Genomic DNA, 21805 nt, shown 5'->3' with positions numbered 1-21805 from the left:
TTGTATTTAATGAAAATACAACATGCCAGCTTGTAAAGGCTGCTTGTAAGAAAGGCCGGTTCGCATGTCGCTTTTTCTGCAACTGAAGGATCAAATGATCAAACACATCCTGGACGGCACCTATTCGGGTGGGGAGCCGATTCCTACGGAGCAGGAGCTGTGTGACAAGTACCAGATTAGCCGGGTGACGGTGAGGAAGGCGTTAACCGAGCTGAAGCAGGAAGGACTTATCGTCAGTGTGCAAGGGCAAGGGACCATGGTATCCAAGCGGCGGGGGAGCCATAAGGGCTCGCTCGATATGATTGCTCTGGTGGCGGCGGTACATAACCCATTCTTCGCCGCTTACATGGAGCATTTCGAGCGTGTCGCCGAGGAATCGGGGTCACTGGTTTTGTTCAAACAGGATTACGAGGGCAACGCGCTGGAGTCCAGTGATCTGTTCTATCGTTTGTTCAAACGAAACATTCGTAATATTGTGTACTGGGCACAATCGGAGAAGCTTAATCTCGAGCTTTTACACCGGATACGGACCATTGGCATGAATCTGGTCATTTTCGATCAGAGCTTCAAGAATGAAGTCGCCGATACGGTATGGTTGGATAACCGTGACGCGGTCGTGACGTTATATTCCGCTCTGCAAACCCGAAGTAATGCGAACATTCACTTGATCGGGTTTGACGGTCCTTATGTTCCAAGTGAGGCACGCAGGCAACAGGCTTACTTGGAATCCAGCAGTGGCACAGGCTTCATTCATACCATACCCCGCAGCCCGCATGTACATTCTGAGGTTCGCGAGCTCCTGACGCACTTGCACCAGCAGGACTTGCTGCCGGGAGGGTTGATTTGCTCTAATGGGCAGCTTGGACTTGCCGCTGCTGCATACCTGCAAGAGCAGGGACTTTCTGACCGGGTCGTACTGGGGGCCATCGATTACTACCCTGAGATGGCAGCCTATCGGATGCTGGCTTATCGGCAGCCGATGAAGGAGCTCGCAGCCAAGTCTTACCAGCGACTCATGGTTCAGAACAACCAAGGTGAGCTCTGGCGACCCGAGCACTTCGAACTACAGGGAGAGCTGATCGTATGCGGCGAGTAGACTCGGACTCCATAACATGAACAGGAAGCCCCACATCCATGTGATGTGAGGGCTTTTCGATGTTCTGCTCGGACAAGGCAATATTGTGATATAAATGACAAAATCAAGGTATATATGTAGAGGTATAATGTGACTTATAATTATATTGTTAGATAAATTAAATCAAAATTGTGGTATTTCTAATTCAGAATGTAGAGAAATGGGTGAACGAATATGGAGTATAACATTCTAGGAAAAACAGGCTTTCGCGTATCTCAATTGGGACTCGGCGGAGCACCACTCGGCGGAGACTTCGCAGATGGAGTGACCGATAAACAGGTCACCGAGGTGGTGCATCGCTCGCTGGACCTCGGTATCAACTTCATCGACACGGCCCCGCTCTATGGCAGAGGCGAGAGTGAGAGGCGGATCGGCGAGGCGTTGAAGGGGCGCAAGCGCGATTCCGTTATTCTAGCATCGAAGGCCGTAATGCGCGGAGAAGCGTACAACTATGAGAATACGATTCGCTCGGTGGAGAACAGCCTGAAGCGGCTGCAGACGGACGTCATCGATCTGTTGCAAATTCATGAGCCTGACTCGTGGAACTTCGATGAGGTCATGAACGGCTGTTACCTCGCACTTGTGAAGCTGAAGGAGCAGGGCAAAATTCGTGCCATTGGAGTTAACGGAAGAGACTTTGATGTCCTGCTGCCCTATCTGGAGACACGGGTGTTCGATACGACCCAAGTGTTCAGCAGGTACATGCTGATAGACCATTCGGCAAAGGATGAAGTGTTCCCGCTAACGCGTGAGCTCAATATGGGCGTGATCAACGGAAGCGTGTTGGGCATGGGATTGCTGGCGGATGCACCGGCGAAGTTTATTAAACAGCCGATGATCGACCTAGCGGAAGAGCGGAAGGCGAAGCTTGCATTCCTTCGGAAGACCGATCCGAAGGGTTTGATCGAACCGGCGATGCGCTTCAGCTACTCCTGCCCGGACATTCATGTCACGCTAACCGGAACGACCTCGATTCGTTCCTTGGAGCTCAATGCTGCGTATTGTGATGGCAAGGGCTTGCCGCAGGAGGATCTGGACCGCATATTCGCCGCATTCCCTAGTGATCCGATTGAATATCGAAATTAAATTTCCAGAACAACGGGGTAGTTCTCACAATCAGTGACGTATGTCATGCTTGTGAAAGCTACCCCGTATTTTTGTCATGAATTGTCATCTACCATCAGGCCTTGTCCATCAGGTTAAGATAGTTTACATTCACGTTAAGAAAACGTACGTATGCACTTAATAATTCAGGTATTCTCTAGTTGAGACAATTTACACAATCACAGGAGGAGAGCACGAGATGAGATCTAGATTTCACGATGCAAGCGATCGGTTCTGTGACTAGGGGTTTGGCATATTCGTTCATTGGGGTCTCTATAAAATTCCTGCATGGCATGAGCAAATTCTGTGGAGAGGGGACATGACGCGCTCCTCCTATGAGAAACTCATTCACGAGTTCAATCCGGTGAAGTTCGATCCGGAAGCTTGGCTGGATGTGGCGGAGGAAGCAGGCATACAGTATCTCTGCTTTACCACGAGGCATCATGACGGCTTCTACATGTGGGATGCGGCGCTTTCGGAATATAAGATTACGAACACGCCTTAAGGTCAGGATGTGCTGGCTATGCTGGGGGAGGCTTGTTACCACCGAGGAGGCTGCTCAGGGAATCCTTATGATCCGTATCGGCTGACATTCAACTCACCTCTCCTCAGGGCCGTACCATCTCATCAGCTTCTGCATACGTGAACGATAGTGGCCTGGCGTTTCATTCATCTGATTCTTGAAGGCTCGGGTAAAATAAGCTGCATCGCCCAGACCGCACTCATAGGCGATGGACTCGAGGGAAGCCTGGGTCGTCTCGAGCAGTGACTTCGCCTTGCGAATGCGCAGTGAACGAAGCATATGCATCGGCGTCTGTTGAAAGTGCTTGTAGAACAGCTTGTCGAAATAATTTGGATGTAGGTGCAGCAGGGAAGCGAGGTCTTCTCTCGTCACCTTGTGCTTTATCTGCTGCTCCATATACCTGATTACCTCCATAAAGCGATCCTCCTTGGAGTTCAATGCCTCCGGGCGGGGTTGCCTTCCCTCCGCTTCCCAGCCCAGGATCAGCTGCTTCACCAGCTCGAGAATGCCGGTGAATAAGTGAAGGGTTCTCAGCGGTGTGTCAGGGTCGTTCCAGTGCGCCAAAAGCTGTCCGAACAATGCCCGGTAGGACTCCGGCTGAGAAAGTGTCACCACGGGAGCCACAGGCAGTATGCGGAACAAATCGAGATGCTGCGATAAGGTGATGTCGAGGAACAGCACCTGATGTAGCCCTTCCCCCGCATTCTCTTCGTCAAAGGGGATGTGAGGTGGATGAACCATGACCTGTCCGGGAGCAGCTGTGTACCTATTCCCTCCCGTGCTCATAGTCACCGATCCGCTCACAACGTGGCTGAGCACCCAATGGCTCTTGGTCATATCCCGAATCCGCAGTCGGGAGTAAGGAGCCTGTTGAACGAGAAGGAGGGATAGACCGAGCTGCTCGTCCATACTCGCATTGCTGTGTATTATCATCTATACATCTCCATTATACTGGTGGATTCAGACTCGCCTCACGGTAGATAGCAGGTGTCATACCTACGATTCCGCGGAAGCGTTCAATGAAGTAGCTGGGGTTGCCATAGCCAACCTCGAAGGCGATTTGTTTAATCGTCTTGTGAGTGACGATCAGCATCTGCTTCGCCAGCTCGATGCGCATCTGGGCCAAATAATCCAATGGCGGCATTCCGAAATGCGCATGGAAGGTGCGGCTGAAATATGCGCTGCTGACGCCGCTATGTGCTGCCAGCTGCTCCAGTGTCAGCGGCTGACTGCAATGCGAGCGCATATATTCGGCGGTGAACTGCAGCCGGTGCTCCAGCCTGGCAGAGCCAGAGGAGGGAGGAGCGGCCGAATGTGTCAGCAGCTCCAGCAGAATTCGGTACAGCGTCGAGCTCACGACCGGGAGGTTGGCTGCATCATTTTGTCCAGCAAGCTCCCACAGCGCCTCGATCAATGGAAGAATTCGCCTGCCGCTGTCCACGGGAATTCTCCAGGGCTCTTCTCCCAGGATTTGCTTGTGAAGCAATGCGCGAATCCCCTCTCCCTTGAAATAAATCCACCATACCTCCCACGGCTCCGCAGCGTCTGCTTCGTATCGCTGAATTTGATGTTCCGAGTACACGAAGCCTTCCATAGCCCCGATCGGTATCTTATTGGTTGCTGTATGTACCCAGCCGCGGCCGCGAACAGCTAGATGTAGATTGTAAATATGCTCAGCGTACCTGTTTCCGGTAACACGATGCTTAGGATCATCCTTCACCTGTCCTACAGCGATGATGCCATAGGGGAGGCTGTCCATGGCAGGTAAATGAAAAAAACGGCTCGTATGCATAGGTTGGCCTCCTATCGCAAAATCACGATATGCTTCGCAAAATCGATGTATCTCCATTGTTCTTTTTCTATTATATAATAAAGCTGTCAAAAAGAAATGCGCAAAATTGACATATGATTATGGGCAATGGATCGCAGAGGAGGACGTAAGCAAATGACGCAGCAAAGTAACCGCATTCCTTCCGTTGAAGCATCGGCAAGAGTTGCACCTCCCGGGTGGGCACTGCAGCAGCAGTGGATGTTCGATGCGCTGAACAAGGCGGCTAAGGAGTTTATTTCAAGATATACACATCCCGACGGGACACTGATTTGGCGCAAGGACTGGCCAGGTATGGATGGCTCGGACGACCCGTATGAGGCGTTCATGAACCTAGCGCTGCTGTACGCCCTGGGTGGAAGCAGCGAGCTGCACGACATCTCCCGCAAAATTTGGGAGGCTATCACTTGGCAGTGGACCGAGTATGGGCAAATTCACCGGGAATTTGACGCCTATTACGATTGGATGCATCATGGCGAAGGCTATCTGTATCTCTACTTCCTGGGGCTGGCCGGACCAGCGACAATGAAAGACCGCCAGCGTGCGGTTCGATTCGCTAAGATGTATACCGGGGAGGATCCTGAAGCGCCAAACTACGATCCGGAGAAGAAGCTGATCCGTTCCCCGTTGACCGGCAGCAAGGGCCCGCGCTTCGTGGTGAATGAGGAGGATTGGAGCACGCATCGCGGCATTCTCGACAATTATTTGGCTCCTTATGAGGACATTCCGGGAGTCGACTTTGCCAGCGGCAAATGTCCATGGTCGAACGATCAGGTATACCGACACATTCTGAACTATATGAACCAGAGAATGAACCGTGGAGATATACCGCTCAATCTGAATGCAACCGGTCTGGTGACGCATGCTTATCTCCACACAGGAGACGAGGCGTATGTTAGCTGGGTGTCGGATTACCTGGAGGCTTGGCAGGAGCGCACCAAGCGCAATGGTGGAGTGATCCCGGATAACGTGGGGCTGAACGGTGAGATCGGCGAGTACAACGATGGCAAGTGGTGGGGAGGCTACTATGGCTGGAGATGGCCGCATGGCTTCAAGACGATTATCGAGGCCGTCACGAATGCCGGAATGAATGCTGCGCTCTTAACAGGCGACCTATCGAGGTTGGACCTTGCCCGCTCTCAGCTGGATGCCCAGTGGCAGCTGCGCAGGGAAGAGAATGGTGTCTGGGTCGTGCCGTATAAGCGGTTTGATAACGGCTGGAATGACTGGAAGCCGGCCTCTCCCAAGTTTCCGGTCTATCTCTGGGTCATGTCCATGGAGGAACAGGATTTGGAGCGGGTCGAGCGCATTCCGAAGGATCACGACTGGAATGAGATTGTCATACCAGTGGTATCCGGCAAGGACCATGCTACTGGACGGGAAACGAAGCATTATATCGGCAATACGCAGCCATGGTTCCAGTACATTCGCGGCTTGAACCCAGGCTATCCGGAAGCGATTCTGACCGCAAACATGAAGCTGCTTGGTCAGCAGCTGGACAAGATGCGCTCTTCGGAGGGAGACCCATATGAGTGGAGCAATCTCTATAGTGAAGGCAATTTCTCCAGCATTCATGCCTGGCAGGAGTTCTGCCCGATCTACTTCGAAGGGTTGGTGCAGTTGACGCTTGGGGGTCCGATGCATATTAGCCATGGAGGGCTTCAGCATGCACGCGTGAGGTATTTCGACGCCTTAGCGAAGCGTCCCGGGTTGCCTGCAGGGGTGTCGGCACTCGTAGAGGGCTTGACGGCGGACAGCGTGACGCTGCAGCTCGTGAATACGAGCTTCTTCGAGGATAAGGAGACGATCGTGCAGGCAGGAACCTTCGGAGAGCATCGCTTCCTGCACGCGGTATCGATTGGCGAGGACGGTGCAGAGGGCACTCCTGATGAGATTAACGGTCGATGGCTGCAAGTGAAGCTCCCTGCCGGCAAGGGAATTAAGCTACGGATCGCCATGGAGAGGTATGTAAACAAACCCAGCTATGAGATGCCATGGTCGGACCTGGAACCACGAGACAGTCTTCTATACGGAAGAAGTTTGTAAAGGAGGAGCCGAAGCATGTATTTGGATAGTCACGTTCACTTCTGGCAGCCCTCCCGAGGCGATTATGGCTGGTTAAAACCTGAGAATACCCTGCTTTACCGCGATTACTTGCCGACGCAACTGCTGCAGGAGCTGGAGGGACTTGGCGTGCAGGGCGTCATCGCCGTACAGGCGGCCCCAACAGCAGAGGAAGCGGAGTACTTGCTGCAGCTGTCGGACCGCCATCCCTTGATTACAGGGGTCGTCGGTGGGCTAGATCCCTTGGCAGTCGACTTCGCCTCTCAATTGAACCGCCTGGCTCAGCATCCGCGGTTCCTAGGAATTCGAGTCAATGGAGACCGGTTCGAGCAACCTGCTTTGGTTGAACACTTGAGAATACTACAGCAATTGGGGTTGACGTTGGATGTGCTGGCGGGACCAGGTCATCTGACGTCTGTGTATGAATGTGCACGGCAGCTGACCGGGCTGCGCATCGTAGTGAATCATCTGGGCCATCCAAATACGGCGACTTTGGAGTTGTGGACTGCAGGCATGAAGCAACTCGCCGGGCTTCCGGACGTGTCGGTGAAGCTGTCCGGTATGGTGACTCAAGTCAGGGAAGAACGAGTGGAACGGCTGACGCCGGTCATTCGCATTCTGCTTAAAGAGTTCGGTCCATCCCGCTTGATGTTCGGGAGCGATTGGCCGGTTGCCCTGCAGGCCGGAGGATATGAAGAAGTAGTGAAGCTGTTTGAAGCTGTCCTTCATGGCAATGGACTGTCTCCGAGCGAGCTGGACATGATCCGCTCCCGTACGGCACAGCGAGCGTATGGTTTGTCGCAGTAGGAAGGAGACCGTAGGATGAAACGATTTATGTATTTGTCGATGCTAATCCCAAGCTTCACGGAAGCATCGATCGCAGGCATGATGCAGCGGCTGGAGGATCGCGGACAGCAGATGAAGGAACAGGGGCTGGTCACTTGCTCGCTCTTTCAGCTCGATCAGTGGATATGCACGTATCTGGAATCGGAGGATGGCTCGCAGCAGCTGCCTTGGGAGGAAATTGCGGAGGGATGGCTGGAGCGTTGGCCTTCGCCGGCGGGTCCATGTCTGGCTGTGCGCATGCCGGATATTTATCATGATGGTGTACCGATGGATCGTCAGTCCTGGAGAGACGGCAGAACGATTGAGCGAAGAGTCGGGTCGCTGGCCCGCTTGAAGTCCGAGTATGTGTCGAGCTATGTGTTCTATCATTATCAGGTGCAGGAGGAGAAGCCGGAGCACTTTAACAAAACCTATACGATCGGATTGTACGATGGCCTGATCTTCTCTTACGCGGAGCACCCGTCCGTCGTTAGTAGGGTCAAGCCGCAGGGCAAGCTGTCGACGAGCAATACACCGGCGAATTGGCACGAGGTGATGGAGCCGCATTTTGACCATTGGACGGATGCATCCGGCGAACGGACCCCATGGCGTCCGATGCGGCACCTGATTACGATTGAATAATATGATGCTTGCTGCCCTGGGCTCCCGCCGTCCTGCATCAGGCGCCGTGGGCTGCCTGTGTGGCAGCTTCGTTATTTCAGTAGGAGGGATAAGAGGATGAGGTCAACCAAGACCAACTGGCTGGATATGTTTCCTTATGAATTTCAGGAGAAGCAGAAGGAGCTGCCCATAGTTTACCAGCCTCTTGGTATATGTGAGCCCCACGGTCAGGTTGCTGCCCTGGGTCTGGATACCTTCAAGGCTGAGCACTTATGCCGCACAGCCGCTTTGGAGGTTGGGGGTATTGTCGCACCCACTCAGGGATTTCACGCTCATGAAGCCGGCGCCTCCGCCAGGTGGCTGTATGAGAATGTAGGCGAAACCGACCCATTGATGACTTCGTTACCGCCGGAGCTCATGTACAAGACGTTTTTATATCAGCTGCGTGCCTTCTACAATACCGGCTTTCGTGGCATCATTGCCTTATCGGGACATGGCGGGGCACATACGCAGGATTTCAAGCGAATAGCCGGACATTTTGCAGAAGCAACCGGATGCCGGGTTTGGTACGGTACGGATTTTGAGCTTGCAGGTCCTGCATTCCCAGCTGATCACGCAGGAAAATATGAATTATCCACGCTTATGCATCTGCGTCCGGAGCTAGTGGATCTGCAGCTTCAGTCTCTGGAGCAGCAGCCCGCTTCCGGTGGCAGGCTTGCTATTCATTCTTCAGCCCATGAGGCCACCGCGTCTTATGGACGAGCTATTGTTGAATCGTGCGAGGCTGCGATTGTGAAGCTGGTGCGTGAAATGGAACAAGAACTTCAGAGTGGTCATGCTGAAGAATGTCCACGACTAGATTATCAAGCAATTGAAGCGATGTGGACCCAGCTGCTTCAGCAGCCATGGGTAGGCTGTAGTCCCCGAGTGGGGCAAGTGGAGGTTCCGTCACACTCACGCTGGAAGCCATATGAGAGGGCAATTCATTCGCTGTAATAGCTGTAATATTTTCATAATGATGCAGGAGGTATCTTCATGGATAAAATGGTATTCACCAACCCCGTTCTACCGGGTGATTACCCGGACCCATCGGTGGTACGGGTGGGTGAGGACTACTACATGGTATGCTCTACGTTCCAGTATTTCCCTGCAGTCAATGTGCTGCATTCACGCGACTTGGTTCATTGGAAGACGATTGGCCATGTCATTGAGCGCCAGGAACAGCTTGACCTGACGGATATGCCCGACTCGTTCGGCGTGTATGCTCCAGATATTTCTTATTATGAAGGCAAGTTCTGGGTTGTGGTTCCGTATTATCACGGACAACCACGCTGTACGAATATCGTCTACTGGTCGGAGCGTCCGGAGGGACCCTACAGTGATGGTGTAGCACTCAATCACCATTTCATCGATCCGTCCATCTTCAATGATGATGACGGCAAGCGCTACTTGGCCTGCGGAGGCGGCTGGGTGCAGGAGTTAGCCGCTGACGGGACGCATTTGCTTGGCGAAGCGAAGCAGGTGTGGCCGGGTACGGGCGGTGCCGCACCGGAGGCTCCTCATCTGCTCAAGAAGGATGGCTGGTACTACCTGATCCTGGCAGAAGGGGGGACCTTTTTCGACCATATGGTGACTGTTGCTCGCAGCCGCTCGGTGTGGGGACCCTACGAGGAATGCCCTTACAATCCGATCTTGAAGCAGCAAGATCCGGAGAAGCGCATTCAGAAGACAGGTCACGGCAAGCTGATCCAGGATCCTCAGGGACGCTGGTGGTTCCCGCACTTGGGCGGCCGGCCGCTCAAGCCGAACGGCTCGACACCACTCGGTAGGGAGACGTTCCTGCAGCCCGTAGAATGGACCGAAGATGGGTGGCCAATCATAGGCGATCATGGAACCCCAGTTGAGATTATCCATCTGCACCCAGAGGAAGTCTCCGCCGTCGCAGACGATATCCATTCATTTGTCGATAGGTTAGATAGGAATAAGCTGAACCCTACCTGGGAGTGGGTACGACTCCCCGTCTCCGATGGGTATCAGCTCGGTATTGACGGCTTGGTGCTGCAATGCAAGCCCTACCTGCTAAATACCCCTCAGCCTACTTTGATGTTGACACGCCGTTGGCAGCATGAGGCTTTCCAGGCGGAGACGGAGCTACGCTTCTTCACGCGGAGCCGGGGGGAGGAAGCAGGCATCCTGCTGTACAGAGACACTGATGCCATCCTGATTCTTTCGGTGCGCAATGGATTAGGGCAGACAACAGGCTTGCCCTTCGATGTGAAGAGGCTGCATGAGAATCAGGAGCTGGAAGGGCTCTATCTTCAGGTTGACCGTTATGAGCACGGCAAGCGTAGGATGCTGCTGCAGCAGAAGCTGCCTATAGGAGAAGGGGACAGTGTCAGGCTGCGATTGAGCGTAGATGTACGAGCCGATGTCTGTACATTTGCCTATGCAGCGGGGGCAGTGTCCAGTGATTACACCCCGCTTGACTTGACTGTAGAGGCATCTTATCTGTTTCCGGAGAAGGCCCATAGATTCCTGTGCTTCACCGCTCCTAGGGTAGGCATCTACGCCCGTGGAGTACTCGGTCTCGAACAAGGGTATGCAGCCTTCCGAGAGTTCGTATATACGAAGGCAGACTAAGCGGACCGAGTAAGGTTTTATAATGAACAAACCCATTATCTGGCGTTAGCCAAGGTAGTGGGTTTTTGTTTATCTGTGCATTTACTATTACTGCAGAGTTACTTATTTTAAATCGGGATGAATGTAAAAACAGTTTGTGATTTGTTATGTTTTTTGAATTATGTGGCGTTCGCTCCGGAGTATACAAGCTTAGGCGTAAATAGTACAAAAACAGCTTACGCCCGTTCATGGTTTTTGTTGTAGCTGCTTACTATAATGAAGTCGAGCATGAGAGAAAATTCATTGCAAAGGGGCAAGCGGCCATGAACGAGAAGCAATTAAAGCAATTTAATGAGGAAGGGTATTTCATCATAGAGAATCTGTTCTCGGCACAGGAAATGGATGAGTTGACAGCACAGATCGACCATTATGTTGATGAGCACAATGAGAAATTGAAGTCGGCAGGGCAGACCAAGGATGGAGTCAGCCGGGCCAACGAGATTATGTTCACTCCTCATCTGGTGAAAAAGAATGCGCTTTTCCAACAATTCTGCGCCCATCCTAATTTCGTTGATCTGACCACTCCTATCCTGGGAGGCAATGTGTCGCTGTTCTGGGATCAGGCTGTATATAAGCATCCGGAGACAGCCAAGGACTTCCCGTGGCATCAGGACAACGGCTATGGACTCGTATTGTCCGAGGAGTATGTGACCTGCTGGCTCGCTCTGGAGGATGCAACCATAGAGAACGGCTGTATCTGGGTGATGCCACGGACGCATAAGGACGGTATAGTCGAGCATCAGAAAACTCCGATCGGCTGGCAGTGCTATTTCGGAGATGACCCAGGCATTCCTGTGGAGCTGAAAAAGGGCAGCATGGTTGTATTCTCGTCACTGCTGTTCCATCGAAGCGGCCCGAATGTGAGCAATTCCGTTCGCAAAGGATATATTCTTCAGTACATTCCTTCCGGAGTGAAAAATATCAAGACCGGCGCAACCTTTAAGAAGATGATCATTGCCAAGAACGGTGAGGCTGCATTGGATACGTCGATGCTGGAGGGACAGGACCACAATGCTGCCGTCTAACGCATTCGCCAATTCAGGCGTTCAGGTGTCCCGCATCGGTTTCGGGGCGATGGGATTGAATGGCTCCTTCGGTGCTCTAGAGGAGAAGGAGTATATCGAAGCCTTGCTGCGCTCGTTCGAACTAGGAGTCACGTTCGTTGATACCGCGAGAGCCTACGGCACTTCTGAGGAAACGATCGGAAAGGCCCTTAAGGAGTGGAACGGCCCACGGCCCTTCATTGCCACCAAGGTAAAGCCCTGGGGCAAAGGCGGTTGGGGCAGTCCGATCCCGGTGACGGAAGCGTTCCCCCCAGGCTCAATTAGGCAAAGTGTGGAGGCATCACTACAGGCACTGCAGGTCGAAGCGTTGGATCTGATCCAAATGCACCAATACTGGGGAATCTGGGACGATGAGCCATACTGGCTGGAAGAACTCATTCGGTTGAAGGAAGAGGGGATGGTTCGTCACATCGGCGTATCCATTCCTGACCACCGCCACGATATGGCGATAAGCTTGGTTCGATCAGGGCATATACAGTCAGTACAGACCATTCTTAACATATTCGACCCGCTTGCGCTGGATAATCTCGCGCCTCTCTGTGAGAAGCACGGGGTCGCGCTAATTGCTCGCTGCGTTCTGGATGAAGGCGGGTTAACGGGATTGCTGAGAGAAAACACCATTTTCGGTGATCGTGATTTCCGGAATGGGTATTTTGATGCCGGGCCCAGGACCGAGTATTTGGCCAGGGTGGAGAAGCTGAAGGAGTTTGTACCAGCCTATGCCAATTCGTTGACGGCGCTTGCGATTAAGTATGCACTGCATTATCCGGCCGTCACGACGGCGATTATCTCAATGCAGGTCAAGTCCTACGCAGAGGAGAACATCGCTGCTCTTCTGGAGGAGCCACTGCCTGAAGAAGTGTTCGATCAGCTTTTCAAGCAACATCGATGGATTCGTAATTTCTATCAGAAAAAGTATTGGAGATAATAACGAGCTTTGATGAAGAGACCCATGCTTGTGCTTGGGTCTCCTTCGTATTCTAGGATTTATTCCTTCGATTTATTTGGTGGGGTTACAGAGTGCAGGTCTTTTAAGTAATAACTATACTCACAACCAGTACCAGATTTCTTATGACCATGCTGAGCCCGTTTGAAACCATAATAATTTAATATGAGTTTCATTGCTCCAGCTTCCTTTATTAGATGTGGAAAATTTAATATTCATATCATTAATGAATTCAGAACAATTACACCTAAAACCTTTGAGAATTTTATAATTAACATAATTAAAGGTAATTTGCTGGCCACACTTGCTACAATTGTTCCTTAAATCACATAAATGGAATGGGCATCGATGCAATAGACTGAATTGGTGAAAAAGGCTGTGGTGTCCCATACACAAACATTTCTCGCAATATGTAAGGTCGGACCTTATTAGATAGTGATTGTAATCAGTATTTGAAAACATTCCAGTTAGTCTAGTCAAGTTTTGTTTAGATTGCTCCAAGATTTCATATTCAATTACAGAAACGAGATTTTTGAGATCAAACTCACGATGCAAATCTCGGGAACTAATAAGGTTCGAATATTATCAAAGACACTAAATGGAGATTCATAAATAGATAGCCAATCTTTTCTCCAAGTAATTCTTTCCTGCATAATATCATCCCCAATTTATACGAATACAACGATAACAAGTAGAGAAAGGTCTCAGGCCTTTCTTTTTTTATTAATAACATTCCTGTAACTTTTCAGAAAGATTGTAATTATCATGTTTGATTGTTAGGTTAAGTTTTGGTAGAAACGTGAGCTTATTTACGTTTCTTAAACTGCGGCTTTTACCAGTTGTATTTCCATTTATGTATTGTGACAGTTCACTACGATTAATTAAATTGGAAATCTTTATGTTCTCTATAATCGACCAAATTGATTCGTAGGGTCTTTTCCATTCCTTGGGCCAGATTATGTTAGTGCCCATGCCCATATTAATATCCCCCAAAATGAGATTCTGGATATAGATATTTCCAGCATATAGCAATAGTTATACATGAATTTCCTCTATTAATGTGATATTTACGTCGTAGATATCCCTTTCCCCTGAATAGTGGGATTTTCTTGTCGCTAATGAGGGTATTTTCTTGTCGTTAGTACAACGACATGAAGGTACCTACAATGAAACCTTGTTAAATCAAGTTTTTTTGTGTTTGTAGGGATTTTCTTGTCGTTTTTTTTGCGACAAGAAAATCCCTATAAAGTGTGCATTATGACTCATTCGTGACTATATTGAACCTCAGATGAGGGATTTTGTCATACTGCTCGAATCCATTAAGAATTTTAGGAAATATATTCCTACATGCATTCTATGTGGCCTCGATATATTGGGCAGCCTTCTTGGCAACAAGGCTGTAGTTGCCTGTTTTGACTGCTTCGCTTGTCAAATCGGAGCCGATGCCGACGGCTACTGCGCCAGCCTGGATCCACTCGCCGAGGTTGCTCAGCGAGCTCAGCCAGCGGCAGGCACATACCAAGGTCACGGCCGAAACGGTATCGAGCGGTCAAGCTTTTTAATTGATAAGAATGGAGTGTTAGTTAAGGAGTGACGTAAAGTGAAGGTAGCGAAACACGTCGCTGATGTTTTGAAATTTATTCGACAGTGGCCAAACGATCATTAATCACTACTCCATCACAATTATCTTTCTGTTTCAACAGTGTGTTCATGTAAATTAGCTGGCTTTCACCATCGGAGTCCAGTGACAAGCCCCGCTTTCCTCCCATCTTACCAAATGATTATGCTTGATTATAGACGACCTCTGCCAGTACTCTTTATAATTGGAGAACACCTACAAAATTCGGGAGGACGTTATGAAGAAACAGAGTAGTCCTTATTTTATCCGTTTGTTTATTTTCAGTCTCTTGCTCGGCTCATTACCTGTAATGGTGGTGAGCCTGTTCTCTTATGTACAAGGATCGGCGACACTGCAAAGTAAAGTGAACGAAGCGAACATGCAGACCCTTCAGCAGACTCAGCTGAGAGTGGAACAAATGTTAAAGACTTTGGATCATTCCGTTACACAGTTAATTAGTTCGCCTTTGGTTGTCAACGCAATGAGCTTACCTTATCGCAGGGAAGATTATCCTCTCTATAACGAAATGTATCAAGCTATGGTTCGAAGTCAGATTTTTGAGCTGTCGATACGTAATATGACAGTGCTTAATTTAAAAGGCGAATGGGGTATCGATAACACTAATATTTTCACTTTTGACGAAAATCGAGGAATGGACCGTCTGCTTGGTTATACTTCATTGCCGCTATCTTCTACGTGGGTGACTGAAGTAGGAACGTCCCTGGAATCATCCAATCTCCATCTTATCAAGAAGATACCTCTTAACTCACTTCAAGCAAATGGCATGGCGGTTGTAACGGTTTCATTTGAGGATCTGTCAAAACTCCTCCTTACTAAACAAGGGGCGGGCCGCATTGGTGTTCTTGACACTGAGAACAGGCTTATCTCGAATGATACTAGCCCGAATTCGCTTCTTTCACTGCTGCTTCCACAGATGAACTTCCAAAGAGGGGAAGAAGGGCAATTCAACCTTAAGGCAAGTGGGGAGGAGATAAGTATTATTTATAAAAAGTCGGCCTACAACGGTTGGACTTACGTTTCCGCATCATCTGTTTCGGATTTAACATCAGAATCTCGAGCCATGGGATTAATTACGGTTGCTACATGCCTTTTATTACTGCTAGTGACTGGAGGACTGGCCTTACTAGGTTCTCGTCAATTCTATCGTCCTCTTCAGCAGCTTGTGGCAAACTTTATGAGCACAGCGGAGCCGAATGCCCCTTCTGAAAAATATATGGATGAGTTCGTATTTATCGGTAACCGCTATCAAGTCATGTCGCAGAAGCAGTTCCAGTTAGCTGAGCAAGTAAAAGGACAAGTCAGGGAATTAAAGCAATTTTTTGTTCTAAAGCTTTTACAAGGAGGAGAGAAAGATTCAGAGGTTGCAGCTAAGTTGCAAGAATACGGATACCCAACGGATTGGAGCTCTCATACTGTCCTCGCTATTCAAATTGATACTTTAGAAGGAACCCGCTATGAGGAAAAGGATAGAGATTTACTTCTTTTTGCCCTTCAAAATATTGTAGGTGAGCTGATTCCACGACAAGAACGGCTAGAACCGGTGTTATCAGAGCATTCACAGGTAACAATTGTTAAAGGTATGGGGATTTCGGAGGGCCAAGACACTGAATGGAGACAAAGATTCCTTCGATTGACAGAACAGATTCAAGTTGCAGCAAAAGAATATTTAGGGCTGCCTGTTAGCATTGGAGTTAGTAAGCCTCGTAGAAGGCTGCAGGATGCAAACTTTTCCGTTAATGAAGCGTTGGAAGCTCTACGGTACAGAATTCGGACTGGAATTCAATCTATCTTGTTTTTTGAAGATGTAAATCCTGGTGGGGCTGTGGCAGGTATATATCCTGAACGAGCAGCCAAGGAGCTATATGACGCGGTAAAAGTTGCCGACTTGACTAAAGCAGTGGAGGAACTGGAAAGGTGCATAACTTTTATATTTGAACGAAAAGCAGACTGGCGTCAATATCACCTCTCTCTAGTAAGGCTCTATTCTACTTTAATGGAGTTGGTCCCTGAGGATGGTCAAGCGGAGTCTGAGACTGCTCATGAGAGGGAGAAGGGATTGTTAGATAAGGTCCTTGAGCTGAACTCACAGGAAGAAGTGAAGAGCTGGTTTCTGGAAACGGTTATTGCACCCATTGTAAGCAAGCTGGAGGATCAGCGCAGGTCGCATGCGAAACAAATCTCTGATCAAGTTGTGGAGATGATTCACAATGGCTACGACACAGAAATTACTTTGGAGGGTTGCGCTGCGCTGCTTCATTATCACCCAAATCACCTGGGTCCGCTCTTCAGCAAGGAGAAGGGAATCAGTTTCAGTGAATACTTACAGAGCTACAGATTGACCAAAGCCAAAGAGTGGCTTGTAGAGACAGACATGAAGATTATACAGATTGCCGAACGATTAACGTATACCAATCCTCAGAACTTCATTCGTTTTTTTCGCAAAATGGAGGGGATGACCCCGGGACAATACCGTGATCGATTTACTAAATGAACAGAGAGGAGGCTGCCCCGGTGGGCAGCCTCTTGCATTAGCTGTCGTAAACACGCCGATCATGATCATGGTATGGATACCTGAGGTCTTAACGGGCGTATTATGTGCTTAGCATAGTTCTCTATGATCCAATAAATCCAAATCCAATATTAGTAGACAGGATGCCAGTCCGAAATTTGCGCCTTACTGCTCATTTCTAAAGATTATTGAGGCACGATAATAAGATTATAAAGCCTTAATCGAGGATCCAAGTGCTAAAGATTATCCTCGGATTATAGACTTGCAGCTCCGTCTGACTTATCGTGAAGACAACCAAGTAAGGCAATCATGATAACGAGGTGGAGTGGATATATGCATTTTGTGGAAGATAAGCTTTCTGTGTCCCGAGCGGAACTTGTATCAGGAAGAACACGAATACGCTTGCGTATTTATAAGGATCGATGGTTGTACTTGATGTTACTCCCGGGGTTATTGTACTTTCTGATTTTCAAATATGTCCCAATGTGGGGGCTGCTGTTAGCTTTTAAGGACTACCAGCCGTTTCTGGGTTTTTTTGGAAGTAAGTGGGTGGGGCTGAAGCATTTCCAAAGGTTGTTTCATGATCCCGTGTTTTGGATGCTGCTCAAGAACACATTGATTCTGGCGGGATATAACATTCTATTCTTTTTTCCGGCGCCGATTGCTTTGGCTTTGTTGCTTAACGAAGCGAGAAATGAGAAGTTCAAGCGATTTGTGCAGACGGTCATTTACGTTCCCCACTTTGTATCCTGGGTTGTTGTTGTCGGAATTGCATATACATTCTTTACGGTGGATGGAGGACTGGTTAACGAAGCCATCGCTGCTTTTGGCGGACAGAAAATAAATTTTCTAGTTAGCGCTGATTGGTTCCGTACGATGATTACCTCGGAAGTCATCTGGAAAGAGACAGGCTGGGGCACCATTATTTTTCTTGCGGCTTTGGCGGGAGTTGACCCCCAGTTGTATGAAGCTGCCCGAATGGATGGAGCTGGAAGGCTTCGGCAGCTGTGGCATGTAACATTGCCTGCCATTCGCTCAACGATCGTTATTCTGTTTATCTTACGTTTAGGCACGTTTCTGGATACGGGATTTGAGCAAATTTTCTTAATGCTGAATGCCATGAACCGCGAGGTTGGAGAAGTGTTTGATACGTATGTTTACACAGCGGGCATCACACAAGGACAGTTCAGTTTCAGCACAACCGTAGGCTTATTCAAGTCGCTTGTTGGATTTCTATTAATTATAGGGTCCAATCGGCTGGCCAAAAAATTTGGAGAGGAAGGAGTATATTGACCATGAAAATGGAACAAAGCTGGAAAGATCAATTGTTTGAAGCGATCAATTATACGGGATTGAGCCTGGTGGCCGCTGTCATGTTCCTTCCCTTTATTTACATTGTGTTAATTTCCTTCGCTACGGAGCAGGAAGTCTTGGCAAAGAGCTTTATGCTGGTCCCCACAGCGTTTTCTTTAACTGGGTACAAGTATATTTTTTCCACGCCAGTTCTGCTTCATAGTCTAGGAGTTACAATAGGAATTACGGTAATTGGAACGCTGGTCAATCTACTGCTCACTGTGTTGATGGCGTACCCGTTAGCACGCAAGGACCTTTACGGTCACCGTATTGTTATGCTATTGATCGTCTTTACGATGGTGTTTAATGCGGGGATTGTCCCTACCTTTCTTATTGTAAAAGGGTTGCACCTTACGAATAGTTACTGGTCGCTCATTCTGCCGACTGCTATTAGCGCATTCAATCTCATTATCATACGCAATTTCTTCATGAGCCTCCCGGACGGTCTGGAGGAATCGGCCAAAATGGATGGTTGCAATGATGTAGGTGTACTCTTCCGAATCGTCCTTCCTCTTTCCATGCCGGCAATAGCAACATTCGGTTTGTTTTACGCGGTAGGACATTGGAACACATTTCTTAGCGCTATTCTCTACATGAACGATTCGTCAAAATGGCCTATCCAGGTGCTGTTGCGCCAGATTGTCATTCTTTCGGAGAAAGGCTTGGCCGACATGAGCGAAGCACCGCCTCCGCCGTCTAAAATTATCAATATGGCGGTTATCGTCGTTTCAACACTGCCAATCTTATCGGTGTATCCTTTCCTGCAAAAGCATTTTGCCAAAGGGGTTTTAGTGGGCTCTGTGAAGGGCTAATTCATATAACAATCGAGGAGGATTTTAAAAAATGAAACGTATATCCCAAAAACTTCTGTTATCAACAACATCCATGATCTTGTTGACTTCTGTTCTTGCTGCCTGTGGCAGTCAAGGGGAAAAACCAGCTAAATCTCAGGAGACACCCAAAGGGCCGCTGACCGTGAGCATGATGAACTGGTACAATACACCCGAGCCACCCAAAACGGACAATCCTATTGTTAGGAAAATTGAAGAGTTGACTAACACCAAGCTCAATATAACCTGGATTCCGGCCTCCGCATACAATGACAAAATTAATGTCTCCATTGCCTCCAATGATTTGCCAAAGGTACTGATGGTGCTTGACAGTAAATCTTCCTCGATTATTAATGCGGAGCGATCGGGTATGTTTTGGGAAATCGGACCCTTGCTTAAGTCCTACCCTAACCTGGCCAAATACAATGCCAATGAAGCAGTTCTGAACAATGTGTCGGTAGATGGAAAAGTATATGGATTGTACAGAGCGCGTGCACTGGCTCGTCAAGGGGTTTCCTTCCGTCAGGATTGGTTAGAAAATTTGGGACTTGCACAACCAAAGACGATAGACGAGCTCTACAACGTAATTAAATCGTTTACTCTAAACGATCCCGACAAGAACGGAAAAAACGATACCATCGGTCTAGTTGAGGCAGAGGATTCTGCATCAGGTGCTGCCGCAACGGGCTTGTCCGGATTCCCGACGATTGCTTCCTTCTTTGGTGCCGCAAACCAGTGGGAGTTTCAAAACGGTAAAGCTGTGCCGATGTGGACGACCAAGGAAAACATGGATGCCATGAAGTTTTACAAGAAGCTCTACGATGAGAAGTTAATTAATCTTGATTTTGCAGCTACTAAGACCAGCAAGCAGAATGAGCAGTTTTACCAAGGCAAGGCTGGAATGGTGTTTAATACGTTAGATTTCATTATTACCGGGGGGAATGAACTGAAAAAAGTCAATCCCAATGCCAAATTAGATATTCTGTCCAAGATTCAGGGGCCAAAGGGAGAACGTGTCTTTGCTACATCGGGTTACAACGGAATGTTCCTGTTTCCGAAATCTACAGTAAAGAGCGAAGCCGAGCTGAAGCAAGTACTCGAATTTTTCGATAAGCTAGTGAGCGATGAGATGTTGTCGACCTGGACATGGGGAATAGAAAATATGCACTTTAAAAAGGATGCTAACGGAGAGCCTGCTATTTCCGATCAAACTGCTTATACGAACGATGTTTCTCCAATAAAGCAGCTTCCTTCATATGATGGTTCCCTAATGATCTGGAAAGGAAAGGGAGCCGCGGATAACAAGTTCCGTACGATGATGAAGGATAATCAAGCGATTGCTGTATCTAATCCTGTAGAGCCATTAATCTCGCAGACCGCTGTTGAGAAGGGTACGGAGCTGAATAAAATCATCTCTGATGCTCGAGTGAAATTCATTCTGGGCAACCTCGATGAGGTCGGCTTCAACAAAGAAGTAGAGAAGTGGCGTGCGCAGGGCGGAGACAAAATGATTGCGGAATATAGCGAGCAGTACGCCAAGCTGAAGAAATAGAGGTGGAGTTGGTGATTGACACAATTTGTAACTCAGGTCTTTTTACTTCCTGGACAGACCCAGTGTCTGGTATTCAAAGTTGGGTGCTGACTAAACAAATCGCTCCCTTGCAATCCTCGTTCTATTTTACAAACCGAAGCTGGACGGAGGATGGACGTTTCCTATGGCTCTATGTCGCCTACCCTCCTTCAGGGTCGGCGAATTACGGAAGAATGCTTGCGGTTATTGACTTTGTGGAAGGAACGTTTCAGGTGTATCCGGAAACAAATTTTCTTGACGCATCACCAATGATAGACCTCCATACGGGCGAAGCCTACTGGATTTCCGGGCTTGACTTTTGGAAAAGGGGCCCTAGACCCTCTGACGGGGTCATCAAGGTTAATTCGTTTCCCTCCGAATGGAGCAACTTTCGTCAACCTTACCGAATATCTACGCATCTGACGTTATCAGCGGATGGAAAATGGCTGGGAGTTGATGCTCAAATTGGACATGACTGGTACTTGGGTGCGGCGGCTGTAGACGGCAGCACTGTAGAGATATGGCAGCAATTCGATCGCTGCTATAACCACGCACAATTTTCACCTACAGATTGCGAGCTTCAATTAATTGCTCAAGATTGGTGGTTTGACGCTTCGACAGGCAGCAAGGGAAGTGCAGACAACCGCATGTGGTTGCTCCGTCGTGGTGAGAAGGCATTCCCTTTGCGTGAGGACGGCTCTGCGCAGCAAACGCATGAATGGTGGAGCGCGAACGGAGAGTATGTCTGGTATGTGGATTACGAAAAAGGCACGGAGCGAATTCATATTGCTTCGGGTAAAGTAGAAAATATTTGGCCAAATGGGACCTGTCATTCTCATGCAGATACAACACAATTTTATGTTGTCGGGGATATAGGGACGTATGATTGGAAGAATGGCTGCCGTGTAGCCTTCTATAATCGAAAAACGAACAGAGAAATTAATTTGGTTTCGGATTTGCCATATACGGAACGTACACGCTACCATACGGACCCACATCCACAATTTTGCCTAGGGGATCGCTGGATTTGCTCTACGACCACGGTGCTTGGTTCAGTTACCCTAGCGTTAACAGATGTCAATCAGCTCATTGCTGCTACGTCTTAAGGCGGAGGT

17 protein-coding genes and 1 pseudogene are annotated in these 21805 nt (G+C 48.9%); 15 read left to right on the top strand and 3 right to left on the bottom strand.

The window, feature by feature from the left end; all coding sequences use genetic code 11:
* The first annotated feature begins 64 nt into the window (after positions 1-64).
* The 3 genes from MJB10_RS20515 (at position 65) to MJB10_RS20505 (ending at position 2744) form a co-directional block, all read left to right on the top strand.
* Entirely contained in the window at positions 65-1096 is a 1032-nt protein-coding gene (locus MJB10_RS20515) for a GntR family transcriptional regulator (RefSeq protein WP_314797755.1), read from the top strand.
* A gap of 213 nt (positions 1097-1309) precedes the next feature.
* Entirely contained in the window at positions 1310-2221 is a 912-nt protein-coding gene (locus tag MJB10_RS20510) for an aldo/keto reductase (RefSeq protein ID WP_314797750.1), read from the top strand.
* A gap of 271 nt (positions 2222-2492) precedes the next feature.
* A complete protein-coding gene (locus MJB10_RS20505) occupies positions 2493-2744 on the top strand; it encodes an alpha-L-fucosidase (protein ID WP_314805783.1) in 252 nt (83 codons plus the stop codon).
* 93 nt (positions 2745-2837) lie between these two features.
* Here the strand turns inward: MJB10_RS20505 and MJB10_RS20500 are convergent, their stop codons facing one another.
* Complete coding sequence (locus MJB10_RS20500; RefSeq protein ID WP_314797747.1) at positions 2838-3695, bottom strand: AraC family transcriptional regulator; 858 nt, start codon at positions 3693-3695, stop codon at positions 2838-2840.
* Positions 3696-3708: 13 nt separating this feature from the next.
* Positions 3709-4554 (bottom strand): AraC family transcriptional regulator, encoded by an 846-nt coding sequence (locus MJB10_RS20495; RefSeq protein WP_314797744.1) that lies wholly within the window; start codon positions 4552-4554, stop codon positions 3709-3711.
* Between the two features lie 153 nt (positions 4555-4707).
* On the opposite strand from MJB10_RS20495, the gene MJB10_RS20490 reads away from it, so the two are divergent.
* From MJB10_RS20490 to MJB10_RS20460, 7 genes are all read left to right on the top strand, one after another.
* Positions 4708-6636, top strand: coding sequence for a hypothetical protein (locus tag MJB10_RS20490; RefSeq protein ID WP_314797741.1), 1929 nt, complete (start codon positions 4708-4710; stop codon positions 6634-6636).
* 15 nt (positions 6637-6651) lie between these two features.
* Positions 6652-7461: an amidohydrolase family protein gene (locus tag MJB10_RS20485; RefSeq protein ID WP_314797738.1), complete on the top strand. Its 810-nt coding sequence runs from the start codon at positions 6652-6654 to the stop codon at positions 7459-7461.
* A 15-nt stretch (positions 7462-7476) separates the two neighbouring features.
* Positions 7477-8121 (top strand): hypothetical protein, encoded by a 645-nt coding sequence (locus tag MJB10_RS20480; RefSeq protein ID WP_314797736.1) that lies wholly within the window; start codon positions 7477-7479, stop codon positions 8119-8121.
* 96 nt (positions 8122-8217) lie between these two features.
* Positions 8218-9096, top strand: a complete 879-nt coding sequence (locus MJB10_RS20475) for a creatininase family protein (protein WP_314797734.1) — start codon at positions 8218-8220, stop codon at positions 9094-9096.
* Between the two features lie 39 nt (positions 9097-9135).
* Complete coding sequence (locus tag MJB10_RS20470) at positions 9136-10740, top strand: family 43 glycosylhydrolase (protein ID WP_314797731.1); 1605 nt, start codon at positions 9136-9138, stop codon at positions 10738-10740.
* Positions 10741-10967: 227 nt separating this feature from the next.
* Entirely contained in the window at positions 10968-11804 is an 837-nt protein-coding gene (locus MJB10_RS20465) for a phytanoyl-CoA dioxygenase family protein (protein WP_314797729.1), read from the top strand.
* On the top strand, positions 11791-12771 hold the full coding sequence (locus MJB10_RS20460; protein ID WP_314797728.1) for an aldo/keto reductase: 981 nt from the start codon (positions 11791-11793) through the stop codon (positions 12769-12771). Before MJB10_RS20465 ends, MJB10_RS20460 begins: the two co-directional genes overlap by 14 nt.
* A gap of 1372 nt (positions 12772-14143) precedes the next feature.
* On the opposite strand, the pseudogene MJB10_RS20455 reads toward MJB10_RS20460, so the two are convergent.
* Positions 14144-14284: pseudogene (locus MJB10_RS20455) on the bottom strand (bifunctional 2-keto-4-hydroxyglutarate aldolase/2-keto-3-deoxy-6-phosphogluconate aldolase); the annotation flags it as partial.
* Positions 14285-14645: 361 nt separating this feature from the next.
* Here MJB10_RS20455 and MJB10_RS20450 point away from each other — a divergent pair.
* The 5 genes from MJB10_RS20450 to MJB10_RS20430 all read left to right on the top strand — a co-directional run bounded on the left by MJB10_RS20450 (position 14646) and on the right by MJB10_RS20430 (position 21796).
* Positions 14646-16919 (top strand): helix-turn-helix domain-containing protein, encoded by a 2274-nt coding sequence (locus tag MJB10_RS20450; protein ID WP_314797727.1) that lies wholly within the window; start codon positions 14646-14648, stop codon positions 16917-16919.
* Between the two features lie 351 nt (positions 16920-17270).
* Positions 17271-18230 carry an ABC transporter permease gene (locus MJB10_RS20445; RefSeq protein WP_314797725.1) on the top strand — a complete coding sequence of 320 codons (960 nt, stop codon included), beginning with the start codon at positions 17271-17273 and terminating at the stop codon, positions 18228-18230.
* Positions 18231-18232: 2 nt separating this feature from the next.
* Entirely contained in the window at positions 18233-19102 is an 870-nt protein-coding gene (locus tag MJB10_RS20440) for a carbohydrate ABC transporter permease (RefSeq protein ID WP_314797723.1), read from the top strand.
* A gap of 31 nt (positions 19103-19133) precedes the next feature.
* Positions 19134-20672, top strand: a complete 1539-nt coding sequence (locus tag MJB10_RS20435; RefSeq protein ID WP_314797721.1) for an extracellular solute-binding protein — start codon at positions 19134-19136, stop codon at positions 20670-20672.
* Between the two features lie 11 nt (positions 20673-20683).
* Positions 20684-21796 (top strand): hypothetical protein, encoded by a 1113-nt coding sequence (locus MJB10_RS20430; RefSeq protein ID WP_314797719.1) that lies wholly within the window; start codon positions 20684-20686, stop codon positions 21794-21796.
* Positions 21797-21805 lie beyond the last annotated feature (9 nt).

This window comes from Paenibacillus sp. MBLB1832 (assembly GCF_032271945.1).
Classification (GTDB): domain Bacteria; phylum Bacillota; class Bacilli; order Paenibacillales; family NBRC-103111; genus Paenibacillus_E; species Paenibacillus_E roseopurpureus.
The sequence above is the reverse complement of the archived record's forward strand: the minus strand, read 5'-3'. Positions and strand labels throughout refer to the sequence as shown.